Genomic DNA, 18,282 nt, shown 5'->3' on the forward strand with positions numbered 1-18,282 from the left:
ATGGGGGTTTAGTGCAAATACGTCAGACGAGAGGCGAAGCAATCAGGCCCGCACTTTTGGTGCGGGCCCTCGGGGTCAACCTGTTCAGCGCAAGCCGGTTTCGTTGCGCGCAATCACCAGGCGCTGGATCTCGCTGGTGCCTTCGTAGATTTCGGTGATCTTGGCGTCGCGGAAGTAGCGCTCCAGCGGCATTTCCTTCGAATAGCCCATGCCACCGTGGATCTGCACCGCCTGGTGGGTGATCCACATCGCCGCTTCCGAGGCGGTCAGCTTGGCGATCGCGGCTTCGTTGCTGAAACGCGCACCGCCCTTTTCGAACTCGCCCTTCTGCCAGGCCGCGCGCAGCGTCAGCAGCGTGGCCGCGTCGAGCTTGCACTTCATGTCGGCGATCTTGGCTTGCGTCATCTGGAAGGTGCCGATCGGCGCACCGAAGGCCTTGCGCTCCTTCACGTACTCGATGGTCTTTTCGTAGGCGGCGCGGGCGATGCCGATCGCCTGCGAGGCGATGCCGATACGGCCGGCATCGAGCACGCTCATGGCGATCTTGAAGCCGTGGCCTTCCTCGCCCAGCACGTCTTCCGGCTGGGCGACGTAATCGGCGAACTCGATCTCGCAGGTGGCCGAGGCGCGGATGCCGAGCTTGGGTTCGGTCTTGCCACGGTGGAAGCCGGGCTTGGCGGTGTCGATCATGAATGCGGTGATGCCGCGGGCGCCCTTGTCCGGCTCGGTCATCGCAAACAGCACGATGTACTTGGCGACCGGACCGGAAGTGATCCAGCTCTTCTTGCCGTTGATCAGGTAGGTGCCATCGGCCTGCTTGATGGCCTTGCAGCGCATCGCGGTGGCATCCGAGCCGGACTGCGGCTCGGTCAGGGCGAAGGCGCCGATCTCGCGGCCTTCGGCGATCGCGCGCACGTACAGCTGCTTCTGGTCCTCGGTGCCGAACTTGAGGATGCCGTTGCAGAACAGCGAGTTGTTGACCGACACGATGGTCGAGTGCGCGGCATCGCCCGCGGCGATCTCGATCATCGCCAGCACGTAGGACACCGGATCCATGCCCGCGCCGCCGTATTCGGAGGGCACTTCGATGCCCATCAGGCCGTTTTCACCGAGGGTGCGGATGTTCGCCAGCGGGAACTCGCCGGTCTGGTCGTGGTGCTCGGCGCTGGGCGCGATCTTCTCCTGCGCGATGCGGCGCGCCACGTCCTGGATCATCAACTGTTCTTCGGTGAAGCGGAAATCCACGTCGGTACCCTTTGCTGATTCGGCGAAGACGCGAATTGTAGCCCTCGCGGGGAAATAACCCCACCTTTTGACCCCGATTGCTTGACCCACGGCACGCGCCGGCCCACACTTATCTCTATATCGCGATAGGTTGATAAAGGCATTCCGCATGGATCTCGAAGGCTGGTCCACACGCCTCAAGGTTTTCGCCGACGCCACGCGCGTCCGCCTGCTCGCCCTGCTCGAGCGGGAAGAGATGACCGTGGCCGAGTTGTCGGCGATCACACGGCTGGCGCAGCCGCGCGTTTCCACCCATCTGTCCAAGCTCAAGGAAGCCGGGCTGGTGCGCGACCGCCGCTCCGGGGTGTCCGCCTACTACCGCTTCGACGAAGGCGCACTCGATGCGGCCCAGGCTGCGCTCTGGCAGACCCTGCGCGAGGGCAGCGACGATCCGCTGCTGCGCCAGGACAAGGACCGCGTCGCCGCCGTGCTGGCCGCACGCGCCAGCGAGCAGAACTGGGCGGACTCGGTTGCTGGCGACATGGAACGCCACTATTCGCCGGGCCGCACCTGGGAAGCGCTGGCGCGCTCGGCCGTACCGCTGCTGCAGCCGGGCGACGTGCTCGACATCGCCTCCGGCGACGGCGTGTTGGCCGAACTGCTGGCCCCGCATTCGAACCGCTACGTCTGCCTCGACTCGAGCACCAAGGTCGTGCTCGCCGCATCCGAGCGCCTACGCAAGCTGGAGAACGTCGAAGTCCGTGAAGGCGACATGCACGGCCTGCCGTTCACCGCGGCGCAGTTCGACCTGGTGGTGCTGATGCACGCGCTGACCTACGCCGAGCATCCGGCTCAGGCCGTGGCCGAAGCCGCGCGCGTGCTGCGCCCGGGCGGCCGCCTGCTGCTCACCAGCCTGGCGAAACACGAACACCGCCAGGTGGTCGAGGCCTTCGGCCACGTCAATCTCGGCTTCAGCGAGAAGGAACTGCAGAAGTTCGTCGCCAAGGCCGGTCTCGACATCATCAGTAGCGAAACGATCACTCGTGAACGCCGGCCTCCGCATTTCGAAGTCATCGCGCTGATGGCCCGCAAGGCCGCCGACCCCACCCCGATAGCGCGTAAGAGCACGAAGAAGAACTGAAATGAACACGCTACCCTGGCTCCATCCCGCCCGTGTCGAGGCGCTGCAGCGGCAGCTGCGCGACCGCATCCTGGTGATCGACGGCGCGATGGGCACGATGATCCAGCAGCACCAGCTGGAGGAAGCCGACTATCGCGGCACGCGCTTTGTCCACGGCTACGACGACCACCACGCGCCCTCCGGCCACGCCCATGGCGATGGTTGCGGCTGCGCGCGCGACCAGCGCGGCAACAACGACCTGCTGAGCCTGACGCGCCCCGAGGTCATCCGGGAGATCCACGAGCAGTACCTCGAAGCGGGCGCCGACCTGATCGAGACGAACACGTTCAATTCCACGACCGTCTCGCTCGCCGACTACGGCCTCGAACACCTCGCCCGCGAACTCAACGAGACCGGTGCGCGCCTCGCGCGCGCGGCCTGCGATGCGATCGAAGCAAAGGATCCCTCGAAGCCGCGTTTCGTCATCGGCGTCCTCGGCCCGACCAGCCGCACCGCATCCCTGAGTCCGGACGTGAACCGTCCCGGCTTCCGTGCCATCAGCTTCGACGAATTGCGCGTGGCCTACCGCGAAGCCACCGACGGGCTGATCGACGGCGGCAGCGACGTGATCATGGTCGAAACCATCTTCGACACGCTCAACGCCAAGGCCGCGCTGTTCGCGGTCGAGGAAGCCTTCGAGGCACGCGGCGCACGCCTGCCGGTGATGATCTCCGGCACGATCACCGACGCTTCCGGCCGCACCCTGTCCGGGCAGACGGCCGAGGCGTTCTGGTACTCGCTGCGACACGCGCAGCCGCTGTCCATCGGGCTGAACTGCGCCCTGGGCGCGAAGGACCTCCGTGCGCACGTCGACGTGCTGGCGCAGGTGGCCGATACGTATGTCAGCACGCATCCGAACGCCGGCCTGCCCAACGCGTTTGGCGGTTATGACGAAACTCCGGAAGACATGGCCGGGGTGCTGCGCGAGTTTGCCCAGGCCGGCCTGCTCAACCTGGTCGGCGGCTGCTGTGGCACGACTCCGGCGCATATCGCCGCCATCGCCGAAGCGGTTGCGGATGTCGTTCCACGCGAGGTTCCGCAGCTAGTGGACGCCGCCTGATGTCGCAAGTGCTGCCCCGCCAGACCCGTCTCAGCGGTCTCGAACCGCTGCAGATCACCCCGCAGAGCAACTTCGTCAACGTCGGTGAGCGCACCAACGTCACCGGCTCGGCCCAGTTCAAGAAGCTGATCCTCGAGGGCCGCTACGACGAAGCCGTCGTCGTGGCGCGCCAGCAGGTCGAGAACGGCGCGCAGGTCATCGACGTCAACATGGACGAGGGCATGCTCGACTCCGAGCAGGCGATGGTCACCTTCCTCAACCTGATGGCGGCCGAGCCCGATATCGCCCGCGTACCGGTGATGGTGGACAGCTCGAAGTTCAGCGTGATCGAGGCCGGCCTGAAGTGCCTGCAGGGCAAGGGCATCGTCAACTCCATCTCGATGAAGGAAGGCGAAGCCGAATTCCTGCGCCAGGCGCGGCTGGTGCGCCGCTACGGCGCGGCGGTGGTGGTCATGGCCTTCGACGAAGCCGGCCAGGCCGACACCATCGAGCGCAAGATCGAGATCTGCTCGCGCGCCTACCGGCTGCTGACAGAGCAGATCGGCTTCCCGCCCGAAGACATCATCTTCGACCCCAACGTGTTCGCGATCGCCACCGGCATCGAGGAGCACAACGACTATGCGGTGGCCTTCATCGAGGCCTGCCGCGAACTCAAGCGCCGGCATCCTTTCAGCCATATTTCCGGCGGTGTTTCCAACGTCTCGTTCTCGTTCCGCGGCAACGAGCCGGTGCGGCAGGCGATCCACGTGGTCTTCCTCTACCACGCGATCAAGGCCGGCATGGACATGGGCATCGTCAACGCCGGTGCCCTGCCCCTGTACGACGACCTGGACGCACTGCTGCGCGAACGTGTCGAGGACGTGGTGCTCAACCGCCGCGCCGACGGCACCGAGCGCCTGCTGGAAATCGCCGACCGCTACAAGGGCAAGAAGGGCGAGAAGAAGACCGAGGACCTGGCGTGGCGCGACAAACCGGTCCGCGCGCGCCTCTCGCATTCGCTGGTCCACGGCATCGACCAGTACATCGAAACCGATACCGAAGAGGCCCGCGCGCAGTCCACGCGCCCCCTCGACGTGATCGAAGGCCCGTTGATGGACGGCATGAACGTCGTCGGCGACCTGTTCGGCGCCGGCAAGATGTTCCTGCCGCAGGTAGTGAAGTCGGCGCGCGTCATGAAGAAGGCCGTGGCCTACCTCCTGCCCTACATCGAGGCCGAGAAGCTGCGCACCGGCGATGTCGGAAAGTCCAACGGCAAGATCGTGATGGCGACCGTCAAGGGCGACGTGCACGACATCGGCAAGAACATCGTGGGCGTGGTACTGGCCTGCAACAATTTCGAAGTGATCGACCTGGGCGTGATGGTCCCGGCGCAGACCATCCTCGACCGCGCCAGGGCCGAAAACGCCGACCTGATCGGCCTGTCCGGCCTGATCACGCCGTCACTGGAAGAAATGAGCCATGTCGCCCGTGAGATGCAGCGGCAGGGCTTCGAGATGCCGCTGTTGATCGGCGGTGCGACCACCTCGCGCGCGCACACTGCGCTCAAGATCGACCCGCATTACAAGCAGCCGACGGTATGGGTGAAGGACGCGTCGCGCGCCGTAGGCGTGGCGCAGTCGCTTATCAGCGCCGATCTGCGCACGCCCTTCGTTGCTGCCAACGACGCGGACTACGCGGAGATCCGCCAGCGTCATCGCAACCGTGGCGACGGCAAGCGACTGGTGTCGCTGGAGAAGGCCCGCGGCCAGAAGTTTGCAGGCGACTGGAGCGAGTACACCCCGCCGATGCCGAAGCAGCCTGGCCTGCATGTCCTCGACGACTATCCGCTGGCCGAACTGGTCGACTTCATCGACTGGACGCCATTCTTCAACACCTGGGAACTGGCGGGCAGGTATCCCGCGATCCTTACCGACGAGATCGTCGGCGCCCAGGCCAGCGAGCTGTTTCGCGACGCCCGCGCGATGCTGAAGAAGCTGGTCGAGGAAAAGTGGCTGACCGCCCGGGCGGTATTCGGTCTGTGGCCGGCGAACTCGCTGGGCGACGACGTGGTCGTCGAAGCGGATGGCAAGCCAACGACCCTCTGCTTCCTGCGCCAGCAGGTGGACAAGCCCGCCGATCGACCCGACTTCTGCCTCGCCGACTTCATCGCGCCGAAGGACTCCGGCAAGCAGGACTGGCTCGGCGGATTCGCGGTTACGGCGGGCATCGGGATCGAGGAGCACGTAGCGCGCTTCGAAGCCGACCATGACGACTACAACGCGATCCTGCTCAAGGCCCTGGCCGACCGTCTCGCCGAAGCGTTCGCCGAGCGCCTGCACGAACGCGTGCGCAAGGAGTTCTGGGGCTACGCCGGCGACGAGTCGCTCGACAACGCTTCGCTGATCGACGAAAAGTATCGCGGCATCCGCCCTGCTCCCGGCTACCCCGCGTGCCCGGAACACAGTGAGAAAGCGACCCTGTTCCGCCTGCTCGATGCCGAGCGTAACGCCGGGGTGAAGCTCACCGAGAACTTCGCCATGTATCCAGCGGCCGCGGTATCGGGCTACTACTTCAGCCACCCGCAGAGCCAGTATTTCGTGGTGGGCCGCGTGTCGAAGGAGCAGGTCGAGGACTATGCGCGGCGCAAAGGGGTGAGTCTGGCGCAGGCGGAGCGTTGGTTGGCCTCGAACCTGGACTACGATCCCGAGTAGTCATTTTCCCCACCCGCGGCGGCGCGACATGCATCGCTACCGCTCAACGGCTGAGGCAGCGCGGCAGCGTTACCAGACCAGGTCGTCGGGGACCTGGAATTGCGGGTCGGCGTAGGGATCATCTTCGGCCGGCGCATCGGGATCGACCCTGAGCGCGATGGCCGCGGGAAAGATCTCGGCTGCCTGCGCCATCAGCTCGGACGAGACCAGCACGTAGCGGCCGTCGAGCTGCAGCACGCCCAGTTCGCCCGCGTTGAGCGCTTTCAACTGTTCCGCGGTGACATAGACGCGCTTGATCTTGCCGCCGTAGGGAAAGTGGCGGGCGATGTCGGCATCCGCGTTGTTCAGCGCCTTGTCCTTCACCAGGTCGGTCAGCTTGGCGCGGGCTTCGCGGCGCTTGCGGGCTTCCTCCTGCTTCGCGGCTTCGGCGGCGATGCGTTCGTCCTTCTCGCGTTGGGAGCGCAGTGCATAGGCCTTGGCGAGGTCGATCTCCTCGCGTGAACGCTGACCCGGCTTCGCGCCCGGCTTGTGTGCAGGGCGTTGCTGCGGCTTTCCGGTCGGAGCGCCACCCTGCCGGCCATGCGACGGCTTGCCGTGTTGCGGCTTGCTCTGCGATGCGCCGGGCTTGTTGCCCGCGGGACGTTCGGGTTTGGGCGCCGGCTTGAAGCCGAGGCCGAGAAGTTGGTCGCGAAGACTGTCGCTCATTGCATGTACTGCTGTTTTGCCAATGGGGGATTGCGGGGAGGATCAGTAGTGCGGAGGCGGCGGTTCCTGCGAGGCATCGCCGGTCAACGGGGTCGCCGATAGGGTACTGCGGATCGCCTTCAGCTCTTCCAGGGCGCGATGCAGCAACAGCGCCGTGCGGCCCTCCTCGTCCCGCGCGGCGGCCAGCGCGTCGCTGAGGTCGATCAGGGCCTGTTCCTGGAAAGCGACGCGCGTTTCCAGGTCGGCCAGGCGGTGTTCGAGTTGTTCCGGCGTCATCGCACGCATCCCAGGCTCAGGCGGAGCCATTGCCCTTGATCGAACGGCCGCGGCCAATGCCGTAATACGCCAGGCCCGCCTGCTCGACTTCGTGCGGTTGGTACAGGTTGCGGCCGTCGAAGATCGCCTTGTCGGTCAGTGTCGCGTGCAAGCGGCCGAAGTCGGGGCTGCGGAACTGCTTCCACTCGGTGACGACGGCCAGTACATCCGCGCCATCGATCGCATCGCGCGCCGATTCGCACAGCACCAGGTCATCGCGCTTTCCGAAAATGCGCTCCGCCTCGTGGCTCGCTTCCGGATCGTACGCGCGCACCTTGGCCCCGGCTTCCCACAGGCGTGCGAGCAACGTGCGGCTGGAGGCTTCGCGCATGTCGTCGGTGTTGGGCTTGAACGCAAGGCCCCACACGGCAACGGTCTTGCCGGCGATATTGCCGTTGTAATGGGCGTTGATCAGCTCGAACAGGCGATGTTTCTGGCGTCCGTTGACCGCCTCGACGGCCTCCAGGATCTGGGCGTTGTAGCCATGCTGCCGTGCGGTGCGCTCCAGCGCCTGCACATCCTTGGGGAAGCAGGAACCGCCGTAACCGGCGCCGGGATAGATGAAGCTGTAGCCGATGCGCGGATCCGAACCGATGCCGTGGCGCACGTGCTCGATGTCGGCGCCTACGCGTTCGGCGATGTTCGCCATCTCGTTCATGAAGCTGATCTTGGTCGCCAACATCGCATTCGCGGCGTACTTGGTCAGCTCGGCCGAGCGCACGTCCATCGCCACGATGCGTTCGTGGTTGCGGTTGAACGGCGCGTACAGGCGCTTGAGCTGTTCGATCGAAGCAGGATCGCTGGCGCCGATCACGATGCGATCCGGGCGCATGCAGTCCTTGACCGCATCGCCCTCCTTGAGGAATTCGGGATTGGAGGCGACGTCGAACGCGATCTGGACACCGCGGGCTTCGAGTTCGGCCGCGATCACCGCACGCACCTTGTCGGCCGTGCCGACGGGCACCGTGGATTTGTCGACGATCACCGCGGGCTGCTTCAGGTTCTGCCCGATCGTCCTGGCGACTGCCAGCACGTACTTCAGGTCGGCGCTGCCATCCTCGTCGGGCGGCGTGCCCACCGCGATGAAGATCGTGTTGCCGTGCTGGATGGCGGTGGCGGCGTCGGTGGTGAAGTTGAGGCGTCCGGACGCATGGTTGGCCTTGACCATCGGTTCGAGGCCCGGCTCGTAGATCGGGATGACGCCGTTGTTGAGGCCTTCGACTTTCGCCTTGTCGATGTCGACGCAGACCACGTCATGGCCAACTTCGGCCAGGCAGGTTCCCGTGACGAGGCCGACATAGCCGGTGCCGAAGATTGTGACGCGCATGGATTCGTTTCCTTTCCTTTGCGGATGACAGCGGAAGCGGGAGCGATCGCTGGAATCCGCTTTCGCGAGTGTCCTGCGACACTCGCGACCTTGGCGGTGGCGGCTTCACGGCGAAGCCGCCTCTCTCGTTGTGGAACCCTTACTTCCCTTCGGGCTTCACGATTTCAAGCAGTTCGACTTCAAACACCAACGTGGCGTTCGGGCCGATCGGGCCACCCTGGGTGCCCGCTTCGCCATAACCGATCGACGCCGGGATCCACAGCTTGTACTTGCTGCCCACCGGCATCAGCGCGAGGCCCTCGCGCCAGCCCGGGATCACGCCGGCCAGCGGGAAGGTGGCCGGCGTACCGCGGTCGTAGGAGCTGTCGAACGTCTTGCCGTCGAGGAGCGAGCCCTTGTAGTGCACGCGAACGACGTCGCTGTCCTTCGGCTTCGGGCCCGTGCCCTCGGTGATGACCTGGTACTGCAGGCCCGACGGCGTGGTCTTCACGCCCGGCTTCTTGGCGTTCTCGGCGAGGAACTTGGCGCCGGCTTCCTTGTTGGTCTTCGCGTCCGCCATCATCTTGGCGATCTGCTTGGCCTGCATCTTCTGGCCGAAGGCTTCGGCGATCTGCTGCGCCTGCTTCTCGTCCATCAGCATCTTCTCGCCCGCAACCGACGACTTGATGGCCTTGGTGAGGACCTCGACATCGACCTCGTCCTTGACCTGTTCCAGCGACTTGCCCATCTGCATGCCGATCATGTAGCTGACCTTGTCCTTCTCGGTCGGCAGGCCGGCGATCTGCGGACCGGAATCCTTCGCGCTCTCTTCGGTCTTGGCGTCGGACTTGGCCTTGTCGGCGGGAGGGTTGCAGGCGGTGACGGTGACTGCGAGTGCGGCCGCAGCAAGGGCCACGGAAACGTGGCGGTTAAAACGGGTCATCAGAAGCTCCTGGGGATTTCACATTTGGCAAGGCCGGACACGCTGGGGGCGTCCGGCTGAACATCGCGTAAGAACGTTGGGTAAGAACTCGGGCGATTCGCGCCTGGAAGGCTTACTGGGGCGTGATCGCCAGCAGTTCGACATCGAACACCAGCGTGGAGTTCGGGCCGATGCCACCCTGGGGCATGCCCTGGGGGCCGTAGGCGAGGTCGCCAGGGATCCAGAAGCGGTACTTGGCGCCCACCGGCATGAGGGTCAGGCCCTCGGTCCAACCCTGGATTACCTGGTTGAGTCCGAATTCGGTCGGCTGGCCACGTTCGTAGGAGCTGTCGAACACGGTGCCGTCCAGCAGCGCGCCCTGGTAGTTCACACGGACATGGTCCGAGGCGCGCGGACGCGGGCCGGCGCCCTGGCGCAGAACCATGTACTGCAGGCCGGACGGCGTGGTGAATACGCCCTTCTCCGTCTTGTGCTTGGCGAGGAAATCGGTGCCCGCCGCCTTGTTCTTGTCCGCCGCGACCGCGGCCTTTGCCTGCAACTGCGATTGCACCTTCTGCGAGAAGGACTCACGGACCGCAGCCAGCTCCGCTTCGCTCAACAGCAGCGTGCCGTTGCCCATCGCGGCGCGTACGCCCTGCAGGAACACCGGAAAGTCGATTTCCTCATGGATCGGTGCCAGCGAGCGGCCAACGTCGGCGCCCACCAGCAGGCCGACCTTGTCCTTGCCGATCTCAGGAACCGTGGCACCCGCGGCCGGGCTGTTGCGCGCGCTGATGCGCGCCATCAAAGCCTGGCCGGTGCTCTTGGCTTCATCGGGGGTCAACAGCGGCTTGCCGCCGGTGAAGGCGTTGCGGACGGCTTTCTCGAACGCGGCCATGTCGAGGTCCGGGCCAACGGGTGCGATCGAATGACCAATGTCGGTACCGACCATGTAGCTGGCCTTTTCGCGGTCGGTGGTCAGCACGGTCTTGTCCTGGGCAGAGGCAGCGGTACCGAACAGCACCGCCGCAGTGGTCAACAGCGCAGCAACGCCGCGCAGGAAGGGCTTCATGAAGACTCCTGAGGGACACGCCGCGAGCGCGGCGCGAAGCCACTATTGTCGCGGCCGATTGCAGCAGGGGCAATGCGGCGCGCGCACGGAGTCCCCGATCTGCGGCATGCGCCCCGTTCAAGCCCGGGTCAACCCACCCCGCAATTCAGCGGTCGGAAGAATTCGCAGCTCTCCTGATCTCCAAGCTTGTTCTTTCGCAAGCCAGGGACGTAATCAAGGCAGCACTCCCGCCGCGCCAGATGCAGCTGCCTTGAGGGCTCCGACTCGGCGAGCCCCAACACGGATCAAACACCCCACGTTCAGCGCATTTGGCGGTGGACCGGCCGCGCCTCCCTCCGGGCGGCGCGGTTTCGCCTGACCGGCTCTGGGAGCCGAGCACTTAGCAATGACGCACAACTTATTGATATGTATGCATATTTCACAAGAAGGTCGGCGTGGCTCGGCAATGGCCCGTACCGTGACTTCAGTTGGGGTACGTCCCTGTTGACGTCACGTGTTTAGGTGTTATAGTTGCATACAACACCGGTCTACCAACGAGCAGGACGTTCGCCATGAACAGCAAGCTCCGCAACTCGCTCTCCGCCTTCGCAGCTTCCTGCGCCACGCTGGCCATCGCCCTGATGGTCGCCGTGCCCGCCGGTAACACGCCTGTGCAGGACGTCGTGTCGCAGGACCTTTCCCCGGCCTCGGCCACCCGCCAGCGCGCGAGTGAAATCGACTCGCTGGCCAAGGCCGTCGCCCTGTCCGCTGAAATCGCCGCCGCTTCGGCGCTGGCGCTGGAATCGAACAGCGGCATGGATGCCCAAGCCAAACAGCGCATGCCCCTCCAGGGCTCGCGCCACCGCCGGCAGACCGTCGTCATGCCGTACTTCTCCTTCTCGCCGCGGGGCTGAACCATGACCGCAATCCAGTGGAGCGACAGCGCTCCCATCTACCGCCAGCTGAAGGAGCGCGTCATCGCGATGATGCTCGATGGCCTGCTCAAGCCCGGCGACGCCCTGCCCTCCGTGAGGCAGGTGGCCGCCGAGTATCAGCTCAATCCAATCACCGTCTCGCGCGCCTATCAGGAACTGGCGGACGAGGCTCTCGTCGAAAAACGCAGGGGTCTGGGCATGTACGTCACAGAAGAAGCCGCAAGGAAGTTGCTGTTCAATGAACGTGATCGCTTCCTGCGCGAGGAATGGCCGCAGGTGGTCGAGCGCATCAAGCGCCTGGGCCTGAAGATCGAAGAACTGCTCGCGACCGGCGGCATGGAAGGTGTGCAATGAACGCCCCCTCAACCATTGCCACTGGCACGGTCGTCGACGCCCGCAACCTGCGCAAGCACTACAAGAACAAGCTCGCGCTCGACGGCACCAACTTCCATATCCCCAACGGCCGCATCATCGGCCTGATCGGTCCCAACGGCGCCGGCAAGACCACCGCGCTGAAGGCGATGCTGGGCCTGATCCCGTTCGAGGGCGAACTTTCCGTCCTTGGACGCGATCCGCGCACACAGCGCGATGACCTGATGAGGGATGTCTGCTTCATCGCCGACGTGGCCGTGCTGCCGCGCTGGATCAAGGTGAAGGAAGCCATCGAATTCGTCGCCGGGGTGCATCCGCGCTTCGATCGCGCCAAGTGCGAACGCTTCCTCGCTCACACCCAGCTCAAGCCCGAACTGCGGGTGCGCGAACTCTCCAAGGGCATGATCGTGCAGCTGCACCTGGCCCTGGTGATGGCGATCGACGCCAAGCTGCTGGTGCTGGACGAGCCGACGCTCGGCCTCGACATCCTCTACCGCAAGCAGTTCTACCAGCGCCTGCTGGAAGACTACTTCGACGAGGAGAAGACCATCATCGTCACCACCCACCAGGTCGAAGAGATCGAACACATCCTCACCGACGTCATGTTCATCCGCGACGGCAAGATCGTGCTCGATGCGCCGATGGAGGCCATCGGCGACCGCTACGTCGAACTCCTGGTCAATGGCGACCGGACGGACGAAGCGCGCAACCTCAAGCCCATCGACGAACGCGCCCTGCCATTCGGCAAGACCGTGATGCTGTTCGACGGCATCGAACAGGCCCGCCTGTCCGCGCTGGGTGAAACCCGCACCCCGGGCCTGGCCGACCTGTTCGTCGCCACCATGAAAGGGACCTACGCATGAACGCCGTTGCAGAAACCCGCACTCATTCCGCGGCTGCACCCCACTCCACCCACAAGCTCAAGCTGCTGCTGAAGCGCGAGTTCTGGGAGCACAAGGGCGGCTTTTTCTGGGCGCCGCTGGTGGCCGGTGGCATCTCGCTGCTGATCACGATCCTCGGCATCATCTTCGGCGAGATCACCGCGCGCCGCGCCGTGGCGGACGGCAAGCTGAAGTTCGATGACGGCGTCGTCATCAACGGCCTCGACCTGGGCGCCCTCACCGGACGGCTGGGTCCGGAAGACATGACCAAGCTCGGCCACGGCATCGACCTGAGCCTGTTCGTCGCCTCTTCGTGGCCCTTCATCGTGCTCGGCTTCGTGGTGTTCTTCTATTGCCTGGGTGCGTTGTACGACGATCGCAAGGACCGCAGCGTGCTGTTCTGGAAATCGCTGCCGATCTCCGATCGGGACACCGTGGTCTCCAAGGTCCTGAGTGCACTGCTGGTCGCGCCGATCCTGGCCCTCGCGGCTTCGTTGGTGACGATGGTCGGCTTCATGCTGGTGCTGAGCGCGGTCGTGCTGCTGCACGGCGGCAATCCGTTCACCCTGCTGTGGAGCCCGGGCAGCCCGCTCTCCGTGGTGAGCGCGTTCATGATCGGCCTCCCGGTATACGCCCTGTGGGCGCTGCCTACCGCCGGCTGGCTGCTGCTGTGCTCGGCCTGGGCGCGCAGCAAGCCCTTCCTCTGGGCGATCATGATCCCGGTGTTCTCCGGCATCTTCGTGAGCTGGTTCGATCTCACCAGGCTGTTCAACCTGGACTCGTCCTGGTACTGGAAGCACATCGTCGGTCGCATGCTGCTGGGCACCTTCCCGGGCACGGACCTGCTCTACCAGGACGACTTCGGCAAGGGCGTCGGCGACGTGGCCGGCTCGCTGCACCAGATCTCGGCGGCGACCGCACTGCACAGCCTGGCCATGCCGGAACTCTGGATCGGCGCGGCCGCTGGCCTGGCAATGATCTTCGGCGCGATCCGCCTCCGCCGCTGGCGGGATGAGGGGTGAGCGACCGCGCTTTGCCGATGCCCTATCGGCATCGGCAGCGGTCGCGAACGCCCGGCCATGGATGGCCGGGCAGGACTCTCCGAAGCCAGTGATGTCTCGCCATGGATGGCAGCAAATACATAAGGCACTGCCGCGCGGCCTGCCGAACGCCCGGCCATGGATGGCCGGGCAGGACTCTCCGAAGCCAGTGATGTCTCGCCATGGATGGCAGCAAATACATAAGGCGCGAGCCGCACTGTCACGAACGCCCGGCCACGGATGGCATCGACACCACTAAGCAGCGCCCAACTTCGAAATCTGCTCGACCAAAGGATTTCCAAATGAAACCACTCCACATCATCGCCATCGCCCTGCTCTCCTGCATGCCGCTGGTTGCCTGCAGCAACACCAACACCCCGCCTCCCAAGCCTGAGCCGTCCGCATCGGCTCCCGCTCCCGAAGCGAACACCGCGCTGGGCCGCGTCGTGCAAAAGGAAATCCGCCAGGCCCGCGAAAAACTCGCCACCGAAAACGTCAGCGTGGGCAGCGTCCACGTCCGCGGCGGCCACGACGGCCACAGCGGCGTCAACATTTCCACCGATGACAACGACAATCTCCCGAAAGCCGAGATCACGCCCAAGGGCGACTTGCTGATCGAGGGCAAGGCCGTGGCCATCAATGCCGAACAGCGCGCGCTCCTGATGGAATACCGCGCGCACATCATCGGCATCGCCGAAAGCGGGATGGACATCGGCATGCAGGGTGCCGACCTTGCCGCCAAGGCCGTGGGCGAAGCCTTCAAGGGCATCTTCTCCGGCAAGTCGGAGCAGGACATCGAGAAAAGCGTCGAAGCCCAGGCCACCGGGATCAAGATGGCGGCCGCCAAGCTGTGCGGACGCCTGCCGGACATGATGGCGTCGCAGCAGAAAGTCGCCGCCGCCGTCCCGGAGTTCAAGCCCTACGCGACGATGACGAAGGAAGACATCGAGGATTGCTTCGAGGAATCGAAGCAGCAAGCCAATTCGTCGATGAACGCCGCCGAGCGCGCGGCGGCCGCCGCGACCGAAGCGAACACGCAGACGAAGGCGGCGACGAAAGCGCCGACGAAGTCGAACTGACGCACCGAACTGACACACGTGGAGCCGAAGCGTGGGCGCAGGATCGCCCACGCTCTCCGGTGGCCTAGCCGCCGCCTCCGGCTCCGCCGTCCTGGATTCCCCCCTTCGTCAAGGCGGTGGCATCGAGCATCTTCCGCAATTGAGCTTCCGGCAGGCCGCTGCGCTCAAGCGCCACTTCCAGGACCGGACGACCTTCCTTGTAGGCCTGCTTGGCGATCGCCGCGGCCTGCTCGTAGCCGATGATCGGATTGAGCGCCGTGACCAGGATGGGATTGCGGTCCAACGCCTCGCGCACGTGGTCCGCGCGCACGCGCAGGCCGGCAATGGCGGTATCGGCCAGCAGCCGCATCGAGTTGGATAGCAGCCGGATCGAATCCAGCAGGTCGTAGGCAATCAGCGGCAGCATGACGTTGAGCTGGAAGTTGCCGCTCTGCCCCGCAATGGTGATGGCGGTGTTGTGCCCCATCACCTGGGCGCACACCATCGTCAGCGATTCGGGAATCACCGGATTGACCTTGCCCGGCATGATCGAGCTCCCGGGCTGCAGCGCCGGCAATTCGATTTCACCGAAGCCCGCGATCGGACCGGAGTTCATCCAGCGCAGGTCGTTGGCGATCTTCATCAATGCCACCGCCAGCGCGCTCAATTGCCCCGAGAGTTCGACCGCGTCGTCCTGGGAAGCCAGGCCCTCGAACTTGTCCGGCGCCGATTCGAACTTCGTGCCCGCCAGCGACGACAGCGCGCGCGCCATCGCACGACCGAAACGTGGATCGGCGTTGATACCGGTGCCGATCGCGGTGCCGCCGATCGGCAGCCTTCGCAACCGCTTGAGCGCATCGTCGATACGGGACTCCGCGGAGGCGAGCTGCGCAGCCCAGGCCCCGAACTCCTGCGCAAAAGTGAGGGGCATCGCATCCATGAGGTGGGTGCGACCGGTCTTGGTGACCTTGCCCAGCGACTTCGCCCGGCGCTCGATGGTCTTGCGCAGGTGACGAAGCGCTGGCAGCAACTGCTCCGTCACCGACAGTTGTGCGGAAACGCGGATCGCGGTCGGGATGACGTCGTTGGAACTCTGCGCCAGGTTGACGTGGTCGTTGGGGTGGACCTTGGCGCGGCCCGAGCGCGAAGCGAGCGTCGCGATCACCTCGTTGGCATTCATGTTGCTCGACGTGCCAGAGCCGGTCTGGAAGACGTCGATCGGAAACTGCGCGTCATGCCTGCCCTCCGCCACCTCCAGTGCCGAGGCTCGGATCGCCGTCGCCGCGCCCTTGCCCAGCAGGCCGAAGCCGCCGTTGACCTCGGCCGCAGCCGCCTTGATCAGGCCCACCGCGCGGATGAATTCACGCGGCATCGGGACGCCGGATACGGGAAAGTTCTGCACGGCACGCTGGGTCTGCGCCCCCCACAACGCGTCGGCGGGTACGCGCAGTTCACCCATGCTGTCGTGTTCCAGGCGGACACCTGCCACGGTCTTCTTCGCCATGCCGCTCTCCTTGTTCGAGGCCATGGCCAGCTTACGCTCCACGGGAAGGAGCGGCCGCACCCGGAGCCGTGGACCGGCCGGCCGGGCCAAGCCTGTAGGCCAAGCCTGTAGACCAAGTCTGTAGAATTGCGGTTTGCCTTCGCTGCCCCGGCCGCCATGTCCGTCGAAACCCAGCTCCTCGCCCTCTCCCCGCTCGATGGCCGCTATGCCGGCAAGGTCGATGCCCTGCGGCCGATCTTTTCCGAATTCGGCCTGATCAAGGCCCGCGTGAAGGTCGAAGTGGAATGGCTGCTGGCGCTGGCCCACGAGCCGGGCATCACCGAGTTGACGCCGTTTTCCGAAGCTGCGGCCGCGCGGCTGCGTGCGCTGGCCGACAACCTCAGCGTCGCCGACGCGGCGCGGGTGAAGGAAATCGAGCGCACCACCAACCACGACGTCAAGGCAGTCGAATACCTGATCAAGGAAAAGCTCAAGGGCGATGCCGAGCTCGGCCCGGCGCTGGAGTTCGTCCACTTCGCCTGCACCAGCGAGGACATCAACAACCTCAGCTACGCCCTGATGCTCAACGAGGCGCGCCAGGAAGTGCTGCTGCCCAGGCTCGACCAGCTGATCGAGAAGCTGCGGGCGATGGCGCACGAGCACGCGGCGGTGCCGATGCTCTCGCGCACCCACGGCCAGACCGCCTCGCCGACCACCGTTGGCAAGGAGCTGGCCAACGTCGTCGCCCGCCTGCAGCGCCAGGGCGAAGTGCTGGCCGGCCTGCCGATGCCGGGCAAGATCAACGGTGCGGTGGGCAACTACAACGCCCACGTCGCCGCGTATCCCGATCTCGACTGGACCACCTTCTCGCGTCGCTTCGTCGAATCGCTGGACCTCACCTGGCAGCCCTACACCACCCAGATCGAGCCGCACGACGGCGTCGCCGAGCTGTGCGACGTGTCCAAGCGGATCGACACCATCGCCATCGACCTGTGCCGCGACATCTGGGGCTACATCTCGCAGGGTTACTTCAAGCAGGCCGTCAAGGCCGGCGAAGTCGGCAGCTCGACCATGCCGCACAAGGTCAACCCGATCGACTTCGAAAACGCGGAAGGCAACTTCGGCATCGCCAGCGCCTTGTTCGAACACTTCTCCGCCAAGCTGCCGATCAGCCGCTGGCAGCGCGACCTCACCGATTCGACCGTGCTGCGCGCGCTGGGCACCGCGTTCGGCCACATGCTGATCGGCTTCGAGTCGCTGCAGCGCGGCCTGAACAAGCTCAGCATCAATCCTGAGCGCCTTGCCGCCGACCTCGATGCCGCCTGGGAAGTGCTGGCCGAAGCCGTGCAGACGGTAATGCGCCGCCATGGCCTGCCCAATCCGTACGAGCAACTAAAGGCACTGACCCGCGGACAGGGCATCACCGAAGCCTCGATGCGGGAATTCATCGCATCCCTGGACCTGCCGGCCGATGCCAAGAAGCGCCTGCTGGACATGACGCCAGGCAGCTACATCGGCGTGGCCGATCGCCTCGCCAGGGACGTCTGAGTGCAACGCGGCTAACCCCGCCGCAACACGCCCCGAACCCGCCACGAAGTAGAATCCGCGGCCTCGCCTCCGCAGGGTCGCCGCCGTGAAGTTGCTGCTCAACATCGATGTCCCTGAGATAGCGACCGCAGAAGCCTTCTACACCGCGGCCTTCGGCCTGCACGCGGGTCGGCGCTTCGGCTCCGACGGCCTCGAACTGCTGGGCCTGGAAGTACCGCTGTACCTGCTGGCCAAGCCGGAAGGCAGCGTCGGAGCCGGCGATTCGCAACGCAGCTACGCGCGGCATTGGTCGCCGGTGCATTGCGACTTCGTCGTCGACGACCTGGACCTCGCGCTCGTCCGCGCCATCGCCGCGGGCGCGGTGCAGGAAGGCGCCACGCGCGACGCCGTATGGGGACGCATCGTGCAGATCGGCGATCCCTACGGCCATGGCTGGTGCCTGATCGAGTTCCGCGGCCGCGGCTACGATGAAATCGCGACGAACTGAGTTCGTCCCCCCCACCGGCGAAGAC

General features: G+C 65.3%; 16 protein-coding genes and 1 pseudogene. 10 read left to right on the forward strand and 7 right to left on the reverse strand.

Annotated features, from left to right (window positions below; all coding sequences use genetic code 11):
• Positions 1-84 precede the first annotated feature (84 nt).
• Positions 85-1,281, reverse strand: coding sequence for an acyl-CoA dehydrogenase family protein (locus tag ACYVGE_RS06070; protein ID WP_460728430.1), 1,197 nt, complete (start codon positions 1,279-1,281; stop codon positions 85-87).
• Positions 1,282-1,393: 112 nt separating this feature from the next.
• Here ACYVGE_RS06070 and ACYVGE_RS06075 point away from each other — a divergent pair.
• The 3 genes and pseudogenes from ACYVGE_RS06075 to metH form a co-directional block, all read left to right on the forward strand.
• Positions 1,394-2,317: pseudogene (locus ACYVGE_RS06075) on the forward strand (ArsR/SmtB family transcription factor); the annotation flags it as partial.
• A 49-nt stretch (positions 2,318-2,366) separates the two neighbouring features.
• Positions 2,367-3,464, forward strand: a complete 1,098-nt coding sequence (locus tag ACYVGE_RS06080) for a homocysteine S-methyltransferase family protein (RefSeq protein WP_460728025.1) — start codon at positions 2,367-2,369, stop codon at positions 3,462-3,464.
• Positions 3,464-6,154: a methionine synthase gene (gene metH / locus ACYVGE_RS06085; protein ID WP_460728027.1), complete on the forward strand. Its 2,691-nt coding sequence runs from the start codon at positions 3,464-3,466 to the stop codon at positions 6,152-6,154. The genes ACYVGE_RS06080 and metH overlap by 1 nt, the downstream gene beginning before the upstream one ends.
• 69 nt (positions 6,155-6,223) lie before the next feature.
• On the opposite strand, the gene ACYVGE_RS06090 is transcribed toward metH, so the two are convergent.
• The 5 genes from ACYVGE_RS06090 to ACYVGE_RS06110 all read right to left on the reverse strand — a co-directional run bounded on the left by ACYVGE_RS06090 (position 6,224) and on the right by ACYVGE_RS06110 (position 10,474).
• On the reverse strand, positions 6,224-6,859 hold the full coding sequence (locus tag ACYVGE_RS06090; protein WP_460728029.1) for a DUF2058 domain-containing protein: 636 nt from the start codon (positions 6,857-6,859) through the stop codon (positions 6,224-6,226).
• A gap of 42 nt (positions 6,860-6,901) precedes the next feature.
• A complete protein-coding gene (locus ACYVGE_RS06095) occupies positions 6,902-7,135 on the reverse strand; it encodes a SlyX family protein (RefSeq protein WP_460728031.1) in 234 nt (77 codons plus the stop codon).
• 16 nt (positions 7,136-7,151) lie between these two features.
• The gene (locus tag ACYVGE_RS06100) at positions 7,152-8,501 is read right to left on the reverse strand and encodes a UDP-glucose dehydrogenase family protein (RefSeq protein ID WP_460728033.1); all 1,350 of its coding nucleotides are present in this window, start codon (positions 8,499-8,501) and stop codon (positions 7,152-7,154) included.
• Positions 8,502-8,640: 139 nt separating this feature from the next.
• Positions 8,641-9,423, reverse strand: coding sequence for an FKBP-type peptidyl-prolyl cis-trans isomerase (locus ACYVGE_RS06105; RefSeq protein WP_460728035.1), 783 nt, complete (start codon positions 9,421-9,423; stop codon positions 8,641-8,643).
• Between the two features lie 112 nt (positions 9,424-9,535).
• Positions 9,536-10,474: an FKBP-type peptidyl-prolyl cis-trans isomerase N-terminal domain-containing protein gene (locus tag ACYVGE_RS06110; protein WP_460728037.1), complete on the reverse strand. Its 939-nt coding sequence runs from the start codon at positions 10,472-10,474 to the stop codon at positions 9,536-9,538.
• A 551-nt stretch (positions 10,475-11,025) separates the two neighbouring features.
• Here ACYVGE_RS06110 and ACYVGE_RS06115 point away from each other — a divergent pair.
• From ACYVGE_RS06115 to ACYVGE_RS06135, 5 genes are all read left to right on the forward strand, one after another.
• Complete coding sequence (locus ACYVGE_RS06115) at positions 11,026-11,367, forward strand: hypothetical protein (RefSeq protein WP_460728039.1); 342 nt, start codon at positions 11,026-11,028, stop codon at positions 11,365-11,367.
• Between the two features lie 3 nt (positions 11,368-11,370).
• Positions 11,371-11,742: a GntR family transcriptional regulator gene (locus tag ACYVGE_RS06120; protein ID WP_460728041.1), complete on the forward strand. Its 372-nt coding sequence runs from the start codon at positions 11,371-11,373 to the stop codon at positions 11,740-11,742.
• Positions 11,739-12,623 (forward strand): ABC transporter ATP-binding protein, encoded by an 885-nt coding sequence (locus tag ACYVGE_RS06125; RefSeq protein ID WP_460728043.1) that lies wholly within the window; start codon positions 11,739-11,741, stop codon positions 12,621-12,623. The genes ACYVGE_RS06120 and ACYVGE_RS06125 overlap by 4 nt, the downstream gene beginning before the upstream one ends.
• A complete protein-coding gene (locus tag ACYVGE_RS06130; RefSeq protein ID WP_460728045.1) occupies positions 12,620-13,663 on the forward strand; it encodes an ABC-2 transporter permease in 1,044 nt (347 codons plus the stop codon). The genes ACYVGE_RS06125 and ACYVGE_RS06130 overlap by 4 nt, the downstream gene beginning before the upstream one ends.
• 320 nt (positions 13,664-13,983) lie before the next feature.
• Complete coding sequence (locus ACYVGE_RS06135) at positions 13,984-14,760, forward strand: YggN family protein (RefSeq protein WP_460728047.1); 777 nt, start codon at positions 13,984-13,986, stop codon at positions 14,758-14,760.
• Positions 14,761-14,824: 64 nt separating this feature from the next.
• On the opposite strand, the gene ACYVGE_RS06140 is transcribed toward ACYVGE_RS06135, so the two are convergent.
• Complete coding sequence (locus ACYVGE_RS06140; protein WP_460728049.1) at positions 14,825-16,243, reverse strand: class II fumarate hydratase; 1,419 nt, start codon at positions 16,241-16,243, stop codon at positions 14,825-14,827.
• Positions 16,244-16,399: 156 nt separating this feature from the next.
• Between ACYVGE_RS06140 and purB the strand changes: the two genes are divergently transcribed.
• Both purB and ACYVGE_RS06150 read left to right on the forward strand, forming a co-directional pair.
• Positions 16,400-17,770, forward strand: a complete 1,371-nt coding sequence (purB, locus tag ACYVGE_RS06145; protein ID WP_460728051.1) for an adenylosuccinate lyase — start codon at positions 16,400-16,402, stop codon at positions 17,768-17,770.
• Between the two features lie 85 nt (positions 17,771-17,855).
• Positions 17,856-18,257, forward strand: coding sequence for a VOC family protein (locus ACYVGE_RS06150; protein WP_460728053.1), 402 nt, complete (start codon positions 17,856-17,858; stop codon positions 18,255-18,257).
• The last annotated feature ends 25 nt before the right edge of the window (positions 18,258-18,282 follow it).

It is taken from the genome of Lysobacter rhizosphaerae, from assembly GCF_054779795.1.

What these genes read in the sequence shown, in the direction of transcription:
- ACYVGE_RS06080 (WP_460728025.1), top strand. Translation starts at nt 2,367, where the DNA reads ATGAACACGCTACCCTGGCTCCATCCCGCCCGTGTCGAGGCGCTGCAG.
- metH (WP_460728027.1), top strand. Translation starts at nt 3,464, where the DNA reads ATGTCGCAAGTGCTGCCCCGCCAGACCCGTCTCAGCGGTCTCGAACCG.
- ACYVGE_RS06090 (WP_460728029.1), bottom strand. Translation starts at nt 6,859, where the DNA reads ATGAGCGACAGTCTTCGCGACCAACTTCTCGGCCTCGGCTTCAAGCCG.
- ACYVGE_RS06095 (WP_460728031.1), bottom strand. Translation starts at nt 7,135, where the DNA reads ATGACGCCGGAACAACTCGAACACCGCCTGGCCGACCTGGAAACGCGC.
- ACYVGE_RS06100 (WP_460728033.1), bottom strand. Translation starts at nt 8,501, where the DNA reads ATGCGCGTCACAATCTTCGGCACCGGCTATGTCGGCCTCGTCACGGGA.
- ACYVGE_RS06105 (WP_460728035.1), bottom strand. Translation starts at nt 9,423, where the DNA reads ATGACCCGTTTTAACCGCCACGTTTCCGTGGCCCTTGCTGCGGCCGCA.
- ACYVGE_RS06110 (WP_460728037.1), bottom strand. Translation starts at nt 10,474, where the DNA reads ATGAAGCCCTTCCTGCGCGGCGTTGCTGCGCTGTTGACCACTGCGGCG.
- ACYVGE_RS06115 (WP_460728039.1), top strand. Translation starts at nt 11,026, where the DNA reads ATGAACAGCAAGCTCCGCAACTCGCTCTCCGCCTTCGCAGCTTCCTGC.
- ACYVGE_RS06120 (WP_460728041.1), top strand. Translation starts at nt 11,371, where the DNA reads ATGACCGCAATCCAGTGGAGCGACAGCGCTCCCATCTACCGCCAGCTG.
- ACYVGE_RS06125 (WP_460728043.1), top strand. Translation starts at nt 11,739, where the DNA reads ATGAACGCCCCCTCAACCATTGCCACTGGCACGGTCGTCGACGCCCGC.
- ACYVGE_RS06130 (WP_460728045.1), top strand. Translation starts at nt 12,620, where the DNA reads ATGAACGCCGTTGCAGAAACCCGCACTCATTCCGCGGCTGCACCCCAC.
- ACYVGE_RS06135 (WP_460728047.1), top strand. Translation starts at nt 13,984, where the DNA reads ATGAAACCACTCCACATCATCGCCATCGCCCTGCTCTCCTGCATGCCG.
- ACYVGE_RS06140 (WP_460728049.1), bottom strand. Translation starts at nt 16,243, where the DNA reads ATGGCGAAGAAGACCGTGGCAGGTGTCCGCCTGGAACACGACAGCATG.
- purB (WP_460728051.1), top strand. Translation starts at nt 16,400, where the DNA reads ATGTCCGTCGAAACCCAGCTCCTCGCCCTCTCCCCGCTCGATGGCCGC.